14 protein-coding genes and 1 other RNA gene are annotated in these 14987 nt (G+C 64.3%); 10 read left to right on the forward strand and 5 right to left on the reverse strand.

The window, feature by feature from the left end:
- The first annotated feature begins 25 nt into the window (after positions 1–25).
- Together rnpB and JY96_RS22355 are read left to right on the forward strand one after the other, a co-directional pair.
- Positions 26–463, forward strand: an RNA gene (rnpB, locus tag JY96_RS22630) — RNase P RNA component class A.
- Between the two features lie 105 nt (positions 464–568).
- A complete protein-coding gene (locus JY96_RS22355) occupies positions 569–1852 on the forward strand; it encodes a carbonic anhydrase (protein WP_235333930.1) in 1284 nt (427 codons plus the stop codon).
- Positions 1853–1856: 4 nt separating this feature from the next.
- Here the strand turns inward: JY96_RS22355 and ruvC are convergent, their stop codons facing one another.
- The 4 genes from ruvC to dusB all read right to left on the reverse strand — a co-directional run bounded on the left by ruvC (position 1857) and on the right by dusB (position 5485).
- Complete coding sequence (gene ruvC / locus JY96_RS13950; RefSeq protein WP_035038310.1) at positions 1857–2411, reverse strand: crossover junction endodeoxyribonuclease RuvC; 555 nt, start codon at positions 2409–2411, stop codon at positions 1857–1859.
- Between the two features lie 119 nt (positions 2412–2530).
- Positions 2531–4120: a bifunctional phosphoribosylaminoimidazolecarboxamide formyltransferase/IMP cyclohydrolase gene (gene purH / locus JY96_RS13955; protein WP_035038312.1), complete on the reverse strand. Its 1590-nt coding sequence runs from the start codon at positions 4118–4120 to the stop codon at positions 2531–2533.
- A gap of 24 nt (positions 4121–4144) precedes the next feature.
- Positions 4145–4381 (reverse strand): Fis family transcriptional regulator, encoded by a 237-nt coding sequence (locus tag JY96_RS13960; protein WP_035038315.1) that lies wholly within the window; start codon positions 4379–4381, stop codon positions 4145–4147.
- A 9-nt stretch (positions 4382–4390) separates the two neighbouring features.
- Positions 4391–5485, reverse strand: coding sequence for a tRNA dihydrouridine synthase DusB (gene dusB, locus JY96_RS13965; protein ID WP_369796156.1), 1095 nt, complete (start codon positions 5483–5485; stop codon positions 4391–4393).
- 344 nt (positions 5486–5829) lie between these two features.
- Here dusB and JY96_RS22360 point away from each other — a divergent pair, with 344 nt between their 5' ends.
- The 3 genes from JY96_RS22360 to JY96_RS13980 all read left to right on the forward strand — a co-directional run bounded on the left by JY96_RS22360 (position 5830) and on the right by JY96_RS13980 (position 8829).
- Positions 5830–6624: an OmpW family protein gene (locus tag JY96_RS22360; RefSeq protein WP_052162522.1), complete on the forward strand. Its 795-nt coding sequence runs from the start codon at positions 5830–5832 to the stop codon at positions 6622–6624.
- A gap of 153 nt (positions 6625–6777) precedes the next feature.
- Entirely contained in the window at positions 6778–8241 is a 1464-nt protein-coding gene (locus JY96_RS13975) for an esterase-like activity of phytase family protein (RefSeq protein WP_035042829.1), read from the forward strand.
- A gap of 72 nt (positions 8242–8313) precedes the next feature.
- The gene (locus JY96_RS13980; protein WP_035038318.1) at positions 8314–8829 is read left to right on the forward strand and encodes a YqaA family protein; all 516 of its coding nucleotides are present in this window, start codon (positions 8314–8316) and stop codon (positions 8827–8829) included.
- Between the two features lie 258 nt (positions 8830–9087).
- On the opposite strand, the gene JY96_RS13985 is transcribed toward JY96_RS13980, so the two are convergent.
- Positions 9088–9393, reverse strand: coding sequence for a copper-binding protein (locus tag JY96_RS13985; RefSeq protein WP_235333931.1), 306 nt, complete (start codon positions 9391–9393; stop codon positions 9088–9090).
- A 450-nt stretch (positions 9394–9843) separates the two neighbouring features.
- On the opposite strand from JY96_RS13985, the gene argB reads away from it, so the two are divergent.
- The 5 genes from argB to JY96_RS14010 all read left to right on the forward strand — a co-directional run bounded on the left by argB (position 9844) and on the right by JY96_RS14010 (position 14942).
- Positions 9844–10761, forward strand: a complete 918-nt coding sequence (gene argB / locus JY96_RS13990; protein WP_035038320.1) for an acetylglutamate kinase — start codon at positions 9844–9846, stop codon at positions 10759–10761.
- Positions 10762–10874: 113 nt separating this feature from the next.
- Entirely contained in the window at positions 10875–11585 is a 711-nt protein-coding gene (locus JY96_RS13995; protein ID WP_035038322.1) for a pyrimidine 5'-nucleotidase, read from the forward strand.
- Positions 11566–12216, forward strand: coding sequence for a nucleoid occlusion factor SlmA (gene slmA / locus JY96_RS14000; RefSeq protein ID WP_035038324.1), 651 nt, complete (start codon positions 11566–11568; stop codon positions 12214–12216). Before JY96_RS13995 ends, slmA begins: the two co-directional genes overlap by 20 nt.
- Positions 12217–12317: 101 nt before the next feature.
- A complete protein-coding gene (locus JY96_RS14005; RefSeq protein ID WP_161784331.1) occupies positions 12318–12932 on the forward strand; it encodes a PEP-CTERM sorting domain-containing protein in 615 nt (204 codons plus the stop codon).
- Positions 12933–12998: 66 nt separating this feature from the next.
- Entirely contained in the window at positions 12999–14942 is a 1944-nt protein-coding gene (locus tag JY96_RS14010) for a bifunctional UDP-sugar hydrolase/5'-nucleotidase (RefSeq protein WP_035038328.1), read from the forward strand.
- Positions 14943–14987 lie beyond the last annotated feature (45 nt).

Here is a 14987-nt window from a genome sequence, read left to right on the forward strand (position 1 = left end):
CTGGCGGGGCGATAATCCCGCCTGTGAAGTCAGCCAGACCGCCGCTGGTGCAAGGCCCGAAAGGGCGCACTGGAGGAAGGTCCGGACTGCACAGGGCAGCGTAGGAGGTAACACCTCTCCACCGCAAGGTGAGGATCAGAGCAACAGAGACGAGTCCGGACGGGTTCCGCTACGGGTGGTCTGTGAGGCGTCGGCGTCAGCCGACGGCCCTTGCGAAGGCAAGGGCTCGTGTGAAAGCACGAACCGAGCAGCACCCCAGGCGGGCAAAGCCCGCCTGGGGTGAAACGGGCAATCTCTACGCGCAGCAACACCAAATAGGCACACATTGACCTGGCCCGGGGAGTGTGCGGGTAGGTGGCATCGAGCCGTTCTGGTGACAGGCGGCCCAGAGGAATGGCGGTCACGGCCCAGCGTCGCGAGACACGGGGCTGCACAGAATCCGGCCTATCGGCTGACTTCACACTTTTTTCACATTGATGGCCTGCGCCAGGTCATTTGTTCGCGCTGAGGCATTCAAGTTCTGCGTTTTACTGGCCGAAATCTCCGACGTATTGCGGAGAGTCCGACCATGAAAGTAGCGTTGCGCGAACGTCTTGCCCCTGTTTTTGCCCTGGCCGCCAGCATGGCCCTGGTGATGGGCGCCTATGCGGCCGAGGGCCACGGCCGTGCGGTTGACGAGTCCCTGGACCCGGGCGAGACCAAGGAGGCCAGCATCAAGCCTTCGCTCAAGCCCAACCTGAAGGCCGACGTGCAAAGGCCGGAGGCCGCCAGTGATGCCCTGGGTGAAGCGCGTGCCGAGCCGCGCAGCGAGGGCAAGGCCACCAAGGGCGGCAAGGGTGAGAAACGCGAAGCCGTGCGCGAATCCAGCCGCGAATCATCGGGCAAGGCCGAGGCCAGGGCTGACAGCGCCTCGGATGCCAGAGATGGCAAGGCCAATGTGTCCATGGCCGAACTGCGTGACCTGATCGACCAGAAGATCGCCGAGGTGCGTACCAAGCGCGAGGCCGCGCCGGTGTTGCGCTTGCGGCCCAAGCCGGTGGTCCGCGGGAACGCCAGGGCCGCTTCCGGCACCCATGGTGCGGGCAAGCATCTGGCGATGAATGATTCGCAGGGCGCGTTGCTGCCGCAGGATCCGCATGGTGCGGCTGCGACCGGGCTGCTGGACACCCATGGCCATGACGTGCACTGGGCCTACAGCGGTGACACCGGCCCTGAGAGCTGGGGCCGGCTCAAGCCCGAGTTCCAGCAGTGCATGGTGGGCAAGCGCCAGAGCCCCATCGACATCCGCGACGGCATCCCCGTGCAACTGGACCCGATCCAGTTCGATTACCGCCCCTCCAACTTCCGCGTGATCGACAACGGCCACACCGTGCAGGTCAACGTCGAGCCCGGCAACGGCATCACCGTGATGGGCCACCGCTACGAGCTGGTGCAGTTCCACTTCCACCGTCCGAGCGAAGAACGCATCAACGGCCGCCAGTACGAAATGGTGGCCCACCTGGTGCACAAGGACATGGACGGCCATCTGGCTGTGGTGGCCGTGCTGATGGAGCAGGGCAAGGCCAACCCGCTGGTGCAACAGGTGTGGAACAACCTGCCGCTGGAAAAGAACATGGAGCAGGGTGCCATGAGCCAGATCGACCTGAGCCAGCTGGTACCGGAGCAGCGCCAGTACTACACCTACATGGGTTCGCTGACCACGCCGCCGTGTACCGAGGGTGTGCTGTGGATGGTGATGAAGCAGCCCGCCGGCGCGTCACGCGAGCAGATCGGCGTGTTTGCCAGGCTCTACCCGATGAACGCTCGCCCTGTGCAGTCGCAGTCCGGCCGCCTGATCAAGGACGGGCAGTGAAGCCTCAATAAACGCGCCCGCCCTTGATCTGGGCGTGCGTGCGGCGCGACAGGTCCGTCGCCTTGGCCATCTGCGCCATGGCATGGCCGGCATGCGCATGGCAGATCGCCAGCCCCAAGGCATCGGCTGCATCGTTGTGCGGCTCACGTGGCAGGTTCAGCAGGCGCATCACCATGTGGCGGATCTGGGCCTTGGCCGCGTGGCCATGCCCCACCACGGCCTTCTTCATCTGCAAGGCCGTGTACTCTGAAACCGTCGGTGAAGCCGGCGTGCTGAGCAAGCCCGCAATGGCCGCACCACGCGCCTGGCCCAACAGCAGCGTGGACTGCGGGTTCACGTTGACGAACACGATTTCAACCGAGGCCTGCTGTGGCTCGTAGCGGCCCACCACTTCGCGCACGCCTTCGAAGATCAGCTTCAGGCGCGTGGGCAGGTCGCCCTGTGCGGCCTCTTTGGTCTTGATGGTGCCGCTGGCCACATAGTGCAGGCGCGGGCCATCGGCTTCGATGACGCCAAAGCCGGTGGTCTGCAAGCCGGGGTCGATGCCGAGGATGATCATGAGAACGACAGGATAAGCCCTGTCAGGCCTGTTGCCCGCACAGGGCCGAGCGCAAAAAACAAAAGGCCCCTCGGGGCCTTTTGTGTGTGCACTGAAGCACGTGGCGGATCAGTGACGAATCAGTGACGGAAGTGGCGCGTGCCCGTGAACACCATGGCGATGCCGCGCTCGTCCGCAGCGGCGATCACTTCGTCATCGCGCATCGAGCCACCCGGGTGGATCACGCAGGTCGCGCCCGCATCGACCACCACATCCAGGCCGTCGCGGAACGGGAAGAAGGCGTCCGACGCCACGGCCGTGCCTTGCAGCGTCAAACCAGCGTGGCCCGCCTTGATCGAGGCGATGCGGGCCGAGTCCAGGCGGCTCATCTGGCCGGCACCCACGCCCATGGTCATGCCGTCCTTGCAGAACACGATGGCATTGCTCTTGACGAAGCGGGCCACGGTCCAGGCAAACAGCATGTCCTTCATCTGCTGCTCTGTGGGCTGCAGCTTGGACACCACCTTGACGTCGCCGACCAGGTCGATGTTGTCAGCCGATTGCAGCAGCATGCCGCCGCCCACGCGCTTGAAGTCCAGCGCGTTGGACAGGCCGCGTGTGGCGTCCGTCAAAGGCACTTCCAGCAGCCGCACGTTTTGCTTCGAAGCGTAGGCAGCGCGGGCAGCGTCCGTGAACTTGGGTGCGATCACCACTTCCACGAACTGCTTGTTGGCGTTGATGGCCTCGATCACATCGGCGTCCACCGTGCGGTTGAAGGCCATGATGCCGCCAAAGGCCGAGGTCGGGTCGGTCTTGAGCGCCTTGGAATAGGCCTCCAGCGGGCCGGCACCGATGGCCACGCCACAGGGGTTGGCGTGCTTGATGATCACGCAGGCCGGCACTTCAAAAGCCTTCACGCATTCCCAGGCCGCATCGGCATCAGCAATGTTGTTGAAGGACAGCTCCTTGCCTTGAATCTGCGTCCAGTTGGCCAGCGTGCTGACCACGGGCGAAGCTTCACGGTAGAAGGCCGCCGACTGGTGCGGGTTCTCGCCGTAACGCATGCCCTGCACCTTGTGCAGCTGCAGGTTGAACACGGCGGGGTAGGCTTCCTTGGCTGGCACGGCTTCGGTCTTCAGTTCCGAGCCGGCTTCCAGCGAGGTCAGGTAGTTGGTGATCATGCCGTCGTAGGCGGCGGTGTGGGCGAACACCTTCTTGGCCAGCATGAACTTGGTCGAACGGGTGATGCCCTCGGCCTTCATTTCCGACAGCACTTGTTCGTAGTCCACCGGGTCGATGATCACGGCCACGTCCTGCCAGTTCTTGGCAGCGGCGCGCAGCATGGTGGGGCCGCCGATGTCGATGTTCTCGATGGCGTTTTCCAGCGTGCAGTCGGCCTTGGCGGTGGCTTGCGCGAAGGGGTAGAGGTTGACCACCAGCATGTCGATGGTCTCGATGCCGTGCTGCTTCAGGGCGGCCATGTGCTCGGGCAGGTCACGACGGGCCAGGATGCCACCGTGCACGCGCGGGTGCAGGGTCTTGACGCGGCCGTCCAGCATCTCGGGGAAGCCGGTCACTTCCGACACCTCGGTCACGGGCAGGCCCTTTTCGGCCAGCAGCTTGGCGGTGCCGCCGGTGGACAGCAGGCGCACGCCCTGGGCATGCAGGGCCTGGGCAAATTCAACGATGCCGGTCTTGTCGGACACGGACAGCAAGGCGGTCAAAGCCATGGTTTTTCCTTCAGTTCAAAAATATCACTTGATGAGCTTGTGCTCGAGCAGCTTGCGGCGCAGCGTGTTGCGGTTGATGCCCAGCCATTCGGCGGCCTTGGACTGGTTGCCCTCGGCGCGTTGCATCACCACCTCCAGCATGGGGCGCTCCACCGCGTTGACGACCATGTCGTACACGGCATTGGGTTCGGCGCCACGCAGATCGTGGAAGTAGCTGTCCAGATTGTCTCGGATGCAGTCTTGGATGTTCTTCTTGCTCATGATGCTCGTTCAATTCGCGGCACACGAGGCTGCGCTGTCCTCGTGGGCGTTGTCTTCTTCGTCGATGGCGGGCGCCGCGTCCGGCAGGCGGTCGTGGTGCAGGCTGAGTTCGTCGAAGAAATGGGTCACGGCCTGGATCTGGCTGTCGATGCTGTCCAGGGTGTTCATGTGGGCACGGAAATCCTCCCCACCGGGCAGGGCGCGCACCGCCCAGCCGATGTGTTTGCGTGCCGTGCGCACGCCGGCGAATTCGCCGTACAAACCATAGTGTTCGTGCAGGTGCTCGACCAGCCACTGCCTGACCTGCAGGGTCAGGGGCCGGGCACGGTGCGTACCCGTGGCCAGGTAGTGGGCGATGTCTCCGAAGATCCAGGGGCGGCCCTGCGCGGCGCGGCCCACCATGATGGCGTCCGCACCGGTGAGCTTGAGCACCAGCTCGGCCTTCTCGGGCGTGGTGATGTCGCCATTGGCCACCACGGGCACCTTCACCGCGGCCTTGACGGCGGCGATCGTGTCGTACTCGGCCTGGCCTTTGTAGCCCTGCTCGCGCGTGCGGCCGTGCACAGTCAGCATGGCCACGCCGGCGCTCTCGGCCGCGCGGGCAATGCGCACGGCGTTCTTGTTTTGCTGGCTCCAGCCCGTGCGCATCTTCAGGGTCACGGGCACCTTGTGCGGCGCGCAGGCGGCCACCACGGCTTCCACGATCGCCAGTGCCAGGGCCTCGTCCTGCATCAGGGCCGAGCCCGCCCACTTGTTGCACACCTTCTTGGCGGGGCAACCCATGTTGATGTCGATGATCTGGGCGCCACGGTCGATGTTGTAGGCGGCCGCCTCGGCCATCATGGCCGCATCCGTGCCGGCGATCTGCACCGAGATCGGGGCGGTTTCACCCTCGTGGTTGGCGCGGCGCGAGGTCTTCAGGCTGTGCCACAGGTCCTTGCGCGAGGTCACCATCTCGCTGACGGCGTAGCCCGCGCCCAGGCGCTTGCACAGCATGCGGAAGGGGCGGTCCGTCACCCCGGCCATCGGCGCCACGAACAGGCGGTTGGGCAGCTCGATCGAGCCGACCATCAGCGTGCTGGTGGGAAGGGCGGAGGTGGACATCGGGGTGGCGCGACAACGGTTGCTTCAGAAAAACGGACAAGCTCGTTTGACCGAAAGAGACAGGAAAGCCCTGACCGACCAGACGCGTGGCGCGGGCTCAGGGCTGCTTAAAAAGGAGGCAGAGTATAGCCGTCCGGGTGAACCCTGTGCACCCCCTTTGATCAAATTTTGATCTGCGGATTTGGGCCGTGCCATACGTCACAAGTGGACGTTGTGTGGCGCCCTGATCCGGGCATGGCTTGGGGTGTGTTGCATAGAATGTGCAACTGTTGCAGTCAATCTGCAATGTTGTACGGTCCCAGCCAGAACCCTCGGGGGCGGCATTTTTACCTCCATCGGAACTTATGAAAACATCCTTCTTCCAGCTGAACGCTCGTGCGGTTTTGTGTGCGGTCGCTTGCGGCGTGATCCCGTTTGCCGCCTCGGCTCAGACCTATACCTTCAAGATCGGCGCTGGCCGGATTGACCCGCGCGCGACCAGCAGTGATCTGGAAGGTACCTTGCCTGCGGCCAATCCCTTGCGCGCCACCTACGGTCTCGGCGTGCCGACCGGCTTGCAAATGGAAGTGCAGCCCAAGTCGACATTGCTGTTCAGCATCGAGCGCGCTTTCAACGACCACTGGGGCGTTGAGCTGGTATTGGGCGTTCCCCCCAAGCATGACGTGAAGCTGCGCATCAATGACGCGTCCAAGCTGGCTCCGGCCGGTTATGGCGCGTTGAGCAGCATCCCCACCGCCAGCTACGGCTTGTTTGCCACGACCAACAACCAGGTGGTGGCCACCGTCAAGGAAGTTGCGCCCACGGTGTTCTTCAATTACAAGTTTGGCGAGGCAACCAGTGCGTTGCGCCCCTATGTGGGCGTGGGGGTGAACTACACCCATTTCAAAGCCGATGCCACGCAGACCGGTACCAATTTCTACACCGATGGTCCGGTCAAGATCGAGTTGACCGACTCTTTCGGTTTGGCCTTCCAGACTGGCGTCAACTACAAGTTCGACAAGAACTGGCTGCTCAGCGCGGGCTGGTCGACAGCGGCGGTCAAGAACAACATGACCATTTCGACCAACACGAGCAGGCAGACGGCTTCCTACCGCTTCCACCCCTCCGTGTTCTCGCTGATGGTGGGTTACAGCTACTGATGAGATGACGCATCGGGCGCAGGCCCCTTCATCGCCAAAGCAAAGCCGGGCATGCCCCGGCTTTTTTCATGTGCATGGCGTGCCTTCAAGGAACTGTCACGAAGCGCAGGCAAGCTGCCGCGCAACGTCGTCATCCCTGTTGGAGAAGTCCCCATGCGTTTCGCCTTGAGCCCTGTGGCTGCCCGTCTGGCCAGCGTTTTCGTTCTCACCACGGCCATGGGGTCTGCCCATGCGGCATTCGAATTGATCGGCATTGGTTCGCTGGGCGGCACCAGCGACCTCTCGGGCCTGACCGGCACGCTGGAGAACGGCAACGCCGCCAACATCCTCGGTGGGATGGGCTCGGGCCTGGCCTGGGCTGGCGACAACACCTTCCTGGCCTTGCCTGATCGCGGCCCCAACGCCGCGGCCTACACCGGCGGCGCGGCGGTGGACAACACCACCTCCTACATCGCCCGCTTCAACACCATCAGCATGAACGTCACGGCCACGCCGTCGGCGGTCCCTGCTGGCACGCTGCCTTACACGGTCACCCCGACGCTGCAGAGCACCACCTTGTTGTGGAGCAGCACGCCCTTGAACTACGGCAGCACCGCGGGCCTGGCCAGCGGCGTGCCCGGCATCAATGCCGACGGCAAGTACTACTTCACCGGCCGCTCCGACGGTTTTGTGGCCGGTACCTCGGGCAACCCCAACAATGCGCGCCTGGACCCGGAATCCATCCGTGTCTCCAAGGATGGCAAGAGCGTGTTCGTGTCCGATGAATACGGCCCCTACGTCTACCAGTTCGACCGCAGCACCGGTGAGCGCATCCGCTCGTTCACGCTGCCCACCAACCTGGCGGTGACCAACCAGAGCGCCATCGGCGCCAACGAGATCAGCGGCAACACCGTGGGCCGCGTGGCCAACAAGGGCATGGAAGGCCTGGCCATCAGCCCGGACGGCACCAAGCTCTACGGCATCATGCAAAGCTCCCTGCTGCAAGACGGTGGCGACACCTCGGCCGGCAAGACCAACCGCATCGTCGAAATCGACATCGCCACCGGCAACACCAAGGAATACGCCGTCAGCAACCAGATCGGCACCAAGGGCTACAACAACAGCGAGCTCGTGGCCATCAACGACCACACGCTGGCCTTCCTGCCGCGTGACGGCAAGGGCCTGGGCGATGGCACCAGCGCCGTCATCAAGCAGATGTGGTCCATCGACCTCAATGGTGCAGCCGATGTCACCGCGCTGAGTGGCGATGCCGCCTTGCAGGGGCAACTGCTGGCCAAGACCCAGTTGGTGGATTTCGTCGCCTTGCTCAAGGCCGCCGGTTTTGCCGACACGCAGATCCCCTCCAAGCTGGAAGGCCTGTCCTTCGGGGCCGACCTGGTCGAGGGTGGCACGACCTACCACACCCTGCTGCTGGCCAATGACAACGACTTCGTGCCCGGCGTGGCCGGTGACAACAAGTTCTTCATGTTCCGCTTCACCGATGCCGACCTGCTGGCCAAGGGCGTGAGCGGTGGCCTGCAGATGCAGAGCATCAATGCCGTGCCCGAGCCCGAGAGCTATGCCCTGGCCTTGATGGGCCTGGGCCTGATCGGCCTGGTGCGTCGCCGCCGCGCCTGATCGGTCCTGGCCCGCGTGCGTGCCGAGGCCACGCACGCAACAGGGCGCTCACAACCCCCGCACAATGCACCCATGGAAGATGCATTGATGGCGGGGGTTTCCGCTTTGCTGCACTGGCTGGCCATCCCCGAGGTCGGGCTGGGTGCGATTTTCGTGATTGCCTTCGTGTCGGCCACGCTGCTGCCGATGGGCTCGGAGCCGGCGGTCTTTGGCCTGGTCAAGCTGCAGCCGGAGTTGTTCTGGCCGGCCATCCTCGTGGCCACGGTGGGCAACACCCTCGGTGGCGGGCTGACCTGGTGGATGGGGCTGGCTGCCCGGCAGGCGGCTGACCGCGTCCGGCATGAGCGAGGGCATGGGCCCGAGCTGCAACCCGGGCACGATACTCCGGCGGATCACCGCGCCCTGCGGTGGTTGCAACGTTATGGGGCGCCCGCCTGCCTCTTGTCCTGGCTACCTGTGGTGGGCGACCCGCTGTGTGCCGTGGCCGGCTGGTTGCGCCTGCCGTTCTGGCCCTGCCTGCTCTACATGGGTGTCGGCAAATTCCTGCGCTACCTGAGCATGACCGCCGTCCTCATCCATGTGATCTGATTTCACCTCATGGGATGAGGCGTGGTCACATGAACATGGGATTGCATCTTGTAACCACTTCCCGGGCGAATATGCCAACTTTGACATGTTCGGACACTAGACTTGATGGAACTGCACACGACAGGCATGACGCCCACACAACAAGTGCAGCTTCAACGCTGTCTACACAGAATCACGTCCAGGGAGGACTAATGCAGCGAGACAGGCCCCAACGGTCGCCGTTGGGGCCTGTTTTTTTATGTGCGTTTTGATGCGCGTTTATTTGCGCACTTCGATCGCGGTGATGGTGAACTGGCCGCCCACCTTGTCCGCAGAAAACCGGACCTTGTCATGCACCTGCAAGGTCTTGAGCCAGTTGGGGTCAGCCACCCGGAAGGCCATCTGCATGGCGGGGATGTCCAGGTTCTTGATCTCGCCGTGCTTGAGGGTGATCTTGCCGGCTTCCTGGTCGATGCGCATGACTTCGCCATCAACAGGCTGGGCCGCGGCAGCCACGGCCACACCAAGTCCCAGCATCAGGCCGGCAAGTTGGCGAGCAAGTGGGCGGGCAAAGTTCAGTTTCACGTCGTGCTCCTAAAAAAGGGCAGGGCCCTTGTGATCTTCAACGGGGCAGGCCGCCTGGGCGTTGACCCGGCGAGGGCCCCCTCATCTGGTGGGTTTTCAAATGCTGACATGACAAGCGACGGGCTTGTTCACCGTCCGTGCGGCAAGCCCTATTTGAACAGGGCCTTCCCGTGTCTGGCGAGGCCCAATCGTTTTTCCGCACCCTGACGCCCGTGGCCCTGGCCGCCGGTGGCACCCAATTGACACCTGAGACCCCACGGCTGCGCTGACCTTCACCGCCGCCGCTCCCGCGCCCGCACCGATGCCTGAGCCCACCACCTGGGCCATGCTGATGGTCGGCTTGACCGGGCTGCCAGCCACACGTGGGGCTTCGGCCATGCGTGTGGCTTTTTTCTTGTGCCTGCCGATGGCTCTTAAAATGCACGTCCCGTCCATCGCTCCGAGTTGTCCATGACCGCCTCCACCCACCTGCCGCAATCCGACTCCGTTGCCAGCATCGCCCCGCGTGACAAGGCCGAGATCCTGGCCCAGGCGCTGCCCTACATCCGCAAGTTCCACGGCAAGACCATCGTCATCAAGTACGGCGGCAACGCCATGACCGACCCGGAGCTGCAGGCCGACTTCGCCGAAGACGTGGTGCTGCTCAAGCTGGTGGGCCTCAACCCGGTGGTGGTGCACGGCGGTGGCCCGCAGATCGATGCGGCGCTCAACAAGATCGGCAAGAAGGGGCAGTTCATCCAGGGCATGCGTGTCACCGACGAAGAAACCATGGAAGTGGTCGAGTGGGTGCTGGCCGGTGAAGTGCAGCAAGACATCGTCGGCCTGATCAACGCCGCAGGTGGCAAGGCCGTGGGCCTGACGGGCCGTGACGGCGGCATGATCCGCGCGCGCAAGCTCAAGCTGATCGATCTGGAAGACCCGACCAAGGAGCACGATGTGGGTTCGGTCGGCGAGATCGAGGCCATCGACCCCAGCGTGGTCAAGGCCCTGCAGGATGACCAGTTCATCCCCGTCATCAGCCCCATCGGCTTTGGCGAGCACAACGAGAGCTACAACATCAACGCCGACCTGGTGGCGTCCAAGCTGGCCGAGATCCTCAAGGCTGAAAAGCTCATGCTGCTCACCAACATCAAGGGTGTGCTGGACAAACAAGGCAACTTGCTGACGGACCTGACCGCGCGCCGCATCGACGAGCTGGTCGCCGACGGCACCATCAGCGGCGGCATGCTGCCCAAGATCGCCGGTGCCCTGGATGCTGCCAAGAGCGGCGTCAACGCGGTGCACATCGTGGACGGCCGCGTGCCGCACGCCATGCTGCTGGAGATCCTGACGGAGTCGGCTTACGGCACCATGATCCGTAGTCATTGAGACTGATGCCCCCCAGCTTGTCGCTTCGCGCCTTCGCAGCCCCCCGAGGGGGAGGCGCCGGCCTTGGGGCGGCCCGGCGGCCGGCCTGCCCGCAATAAGGAACGCTGCGCCCCATGCATCCGGATTCGCCCATCTGGTTATTTGATCTGGACAACACCCTGCACGACGCCAGCCGTGCGGTGTTCTGGCGGCTCAATGGTTCGATGACCGATTACATCGAACAGCAACTGGGCCTGCCGCGTGATGAGGCCGATCGCCTGCGCATCCATTACTGGCGGCGTTATGGCGCCACCTTGCTGGGCCTGGAGCGCCACCATGGCATCCGGGCTGCGCACTTTCTGGCGCAAACGCATGTGCTGCCGGGGCTGGAGGCGCAGCTGCACATGCCGCCCGCCGACCGCGCCGCGCTGCGCCGCCTGCCTGGCCGCAAGTTCCTGCTGACCAACGCGCCTGCCGAGTACGCCAAGCGCGTGCTGACCGCGCTGGACCTGGCCTCGTGCTTTGAAGGTGTGATCGCCATCGAAGGCATGCGTGTCTTTGGCGACCTTCGCCCCAAGCCGGATGCCCGCATGCTGCGCGTGGTGCTGGCGCGCTACAAGCTGCCGGCCTCACGCTGCATCCTGGTCGAAGACACCGTGGCCAACCTCAAGAGCGCCCGCCGCGTGGGGCTGCAAACCGTGTGGATGCAGCACTACCTGCGCCACAACCCGCACGGGCCCGAAGTGGGCATTCACCTGCACGGCCGCCCGCCTGCTGTCTGTGTCAGAATCAAAAAGCTCAGGGCACTGCACGCTTGGAGACGACATGGCACCACAGGGGCTTGATGACCCAGACAAGGACGCACCAGATGGTGCGCCTGCGGCCCCCGCGCGCAAGCGCCCCAAGCCGGGGGAGCGGCGCGTGCAGATCCTGCAAGCCCTGGCCACCATGCTGGAGCAACCCGACGCCGACCGCATCACCACGGCCGCCCTGGCCGCGCGCCTGTCGGTGAGCGAGGCCGCCTTGTACCGCCACTTCGCGAGCAAGGCGCAGATGTTCGAGGCGCTGATCGAGTTCATCGAGCAGTCCATCTTCACGCTGGCCAACCAGATCGCCGAGCGCGAGGCCGACCCGACCGTGCAGATCCAGCGCATCCTGTCCATGGTGCTGCAGTTCGCCGAGAAGAACCCGGGCATGACGCGCGTGATCGTGGGCGATGTGCTGGTGTTCGAGCACGAGCGCCTGTCCGCGCGCATGAACCAGTTCCTTGACCGGCTGGAGTCCCTGCTGCGGCAAAGCTACAAGGCCCTGGCCGAGGCACGTGGCTCGATGTCGCCCACGGTGGACGCCCAGGTGGGCGCCTCGCTGGCCGTCAGCTTTGTGCTCGGGCGCCTGCAGCGCTTTGCACGCACCGGCTTCAAGCGTTCACCCACCGAACACCTGGCCAGCACGCTGCAGCACCTGTTCATGGCCTGATGTCCGCAAGGGGCTGATGCCCATCGGATCATGTGCAGGCCATCGCGGTGTCATGCCGCTTTGTTCAGATGCGCTCCAAGCCTTTCAATCTGGAGCGTGTCATGTTGTCCTTCAAACCCGCCTTGCTGGCCACCGTCCTGGCCGCATCGTCCCTGGCCGCTCAGGCCACGGCCGTCAACCTGGCTGCCAATGCGCAATGGCAGGCCTTTGGTGTCGACAGCTTCTCGTCGCTTTCTTCGGGCACCGAGTGGATCGACAACAACGACAGCAGTGCAGTCGGCTTCGGCACGCCGCTGTCGTTCACCTTCACCATTGTTGACGGCTTCGTGGGCCAGTTGACGGTGGTGGATGCCAGCCTGGCCGGCGACACCTTCAAGGTGTTCAGCAACGGCCAGCTGCTGGGCAGCACCAGCAGCGTGCCCGTGCAGGTGTACGGCAGCGCGCCTGATGTGGGTTATGACTATGACGCGGCCTTGCAGAACAGCGCTTTCAGCCGTGGTGTGTTCACCTTGGGTGCAGGCAGCTACAGCATCACCGGTGCGCTGGCCCAGTCCTTGATGATCGACGACGGCATGGGCGGCCTCAGCCCGCTCAATGCCACAGCCGGTGCCGTCAAGCTCAGCGTGAGCGCCGTGCCCGAGCCTTCTTCGCTGGCCCTCGTGTTCGCCGCCCTGGGCGTGACCTGGCTGGTGTCGCGTCGCACTGAAACGCGCTGATTCGTTTGCGCAAGCTCATTGAGCGGCCCATCTTGCGCTGCCCACCCCCCATCGAGGAGACCCCACATGATCATTCGCACCCTGTGCCTCAGCCTGGCGCTGGCTTTTTCTGGTGGCGCCTTTGCCCAGACCGCCTCGCCCAAGTCGGCCTTCACCGTCAAGATCATTGGCTTCAATGATTACCACGGCAACCTGGAGTCACCTGGCACTTTTGGTGTCAACACCCTGGTGCCCGCGGCCAGCCGCCCTGCAGTGGGTGGCGCCGAGTACATGGCCGCCTACGTGGCCCGCATGAAGGCAGCCAACCCGCTGAACGTGGTGGTGGGTGCAGGTGACTACATTGGCGCCTCGCCCTTGATCTCTGCGCTGTTCTTCGATGAGCCCGCCGTCGAAACGCTCAACAAGATCGGCGTGGAGTTCAACGCCGTGGGCAACCACGAGTTCGACAAGGGCAAGGACGAGCTCAAGCGCCTGCAGAACGGTGGTTGCAAGTTCACCGCGGGCGTGCAGGATCCCAATAGCTGCAAGGGCTTTGGCTCGGCTGCGCCGGGCAGCTTTGATGGCGCCAGGTACAAGTGGCTGTCTGCCAATGTGATCGACACCGCCACCGGCAAGACCTTGTTGCCCGCCTACGGCATCAAGACCTTCAATGGCGTGAAGGTGGCCTTCATCGGCATGACGCTCAAGGGCACGCCCGGCATCGTGACGCCCACCGGCGTGGCCGGCCTGAGCTTCCAGGACGAGGCCGACACGGTCAATGCCCTGGTGCCTCGCCTGCGTGCCCAAGGCATCGAATCCATCGTGGTGCTGGTGCACCAGGGCGGCTTCCAGAACGTGGTGACCGGCACGACCAACCAGCCCACCACCAGCGACATCAACGGTTGCACGGGTGACCTGCTCAACACCAACGGTACCGACTCCGACATCCGCGCCATCGTCAAGCGCCTGGACAACGCCGTGGACCTGGTCATCAGCGGCCACACGCATGCGGCCTACAACTGCTCGGCCAACACCATCGACGTGCGTGGCACCACGCTGGCCAACGCCGTGACCACGCCGCGCCCCACAGGCATGCCCAACAAGATTGGTCGCCTGATCCCGGTGACCAGCTCCAGTGCCTTTGGCCGTGTGCTGACCGAGGTGGACGTGAGCATTGACCCCGGCACGCGCGACATCGTGGCCGTGAGCCCGCACAACGTGCTGGTGGACCGCACCGATGCGGCCATCAACGCGGCCATCATCGCCAACCCCGAGGTCAAGAACGTGGTCGCGGCCTACAAGGCGGCCGTGTCCCCGTTGGCCAACTCCGTCATCGCCAGCATCACGGCGCCGATGACCAACGCGGCCAACACCGCCGGTGAAATGGAAGCGGGCGACCTGATCGCCGATGCCCAACTGGCGGCCACACAGCCCGCCTCGCTGGGCGGGGCCGTGATGGCCTTCATGAACGCGGGCGGCGTGCGCAACCCGGGCTTTGTCAACACAGCGGGTGTGTATCCCTATGACCTGACCTATGGCGATGCGTTCACCACCCAGCCTTTCGGCAACAGCCTGGTGACGATGACGCTGACGGCACAACAACTCAAGGATGTGCTGGAGCAGCAGTTCGCCAACTGCAATGGCCAGGGCTCGGCCAACCGCATCATGCAGATCTCCAACGGCCTGAAGTACACCTGGGACTCGGCTGGCACCTGTGGCACCCGCATCGTGGACGTGACCTACACGCCCACCGACGTGACGGTGGCCCCGCCGGTGGTCACCGGCCCGACCGAGTTCATCGTGCAGGGCGGCGTGGTGCAGAACCCGGCCAAGACCTACCGCGTGACGGTCAACAACTTCATGGCCACGGGCGGTGACGGCTTTGGCGTGCTGGTGGGCGGCACGAACCAGTTGGGCGGCGCGCAGGACATCGATGCCCTGACTGCTTATCTGGCCAATTACAAGGCCCCGAGTGCGGCCTACAACCCGGCCAGCGCGGTGCTGGGCAAGCCCCGGATCACGCGCCAGTGATGCGTGTGCGTGGGTGCCTTCGCTGGTGGGTTCGTGGATGTGCCT

The organism is Aquabacterium sp. NJ1 (assembly GCF_000768065.1).
Lineage (GTDB): Bacteria > Pseudomonadota > Gammaproteobacteria > Burkholderiales > Burkholderiaceae_C > Aquabacterium.

Excerpts from the sequence above, each read along its gene's own strand:
- JY96_RS22355 (WP_235333930.1), top strand. The coding sequence starts at position 569 with ATGAAAGTAGCGTTGCGCGAACGTCTTGCCCCTGTTTTTGCCCTGGCC.
- ruvC (WP_035038310.1), bottom strand. The coding sequence starts at position 2,411 with ATGATCATCCTCGGCATCGACCCCGGCTTGCAGACCACCGGCTTTGGC.
- purH (WP_035038312.1), bottom strand. The coding sequence starts at position 4,120 with ATGGCTTTGACCGCCTTGCTGTCCGTGTCCGACAAGACCGGCATCGTT.
- JY96_RS13960 (WP_035038315.1), bottom strand. The coding sequence starts at position 4,381 with ATGAGCAAGAAGAACATCCAAGACTGCATCCGAGACAATCTGGACAGC.
- dusB (WP_369796156.1), bottom strand. The coding sequence starts at position 5,485 with ATGTCCACCTCCGCCCTTCCCACCAGCACGCTGATGGTCGGCTCGATC.
- JY96_RS22360 (WP_052162522.1), top strand. The coding sequence starts at position 5,830 with ATGAAAACATCCTTCTTCCAGCTGAACGCTCGTGCGGTTTTGTGTGCG.
- JY96_RS13975 (WP_035042829.1), top strand. The coding sequence starts at position 6,778 with ATGCGTTTCGCCTTGAGCCCTGTGGCTGCCCGTCTGGCCAGCGTTTTC.
- JY96_RS13980 (WP_035038318.1), top strand. The coding sequence starts at position 8,314 with ATGGAAGATGCATTGATGGCGGGGGTTTCCGCTTTGCTGCACTGGCTG.
- argB (WP_035038320.1), top strand. The coding sequence starts at position 9,844 with ATGACCGCCTCCACCCACCTGCCGCAATCCGACTCCGTTGCCAGCATC.
- JY96_RS13995 (WP_035038322.1), top strand. The coding sequence starts at position 10,875 with ATGCATCCGGATTCGCCCATCTGGTTATTTGATCTGGACAACACCCTG.
- slmA (WP_035038324.1), top strand. The coding sequence starts at position 11,566 with ATGGCACCACAGGGGCTTGATGACCCAGACAAGGACGCACCAGATGGT.
- JY96_RS14005 (WP_161784331.1), top strand. The coding sequence starts at position 12,318 with ATGTTGTCCTTCAAACCCGCCTTGCTGGCCACCGTCCTGGCCGCATCG.
- JY96_RS14010 (WP_035038328.1), top strand. The coding sequence starts at position 12,999 with ATGATCATTCGCACCCTGTGCCTCAGCCTGGCGCTGGCTTTTTCTGGT.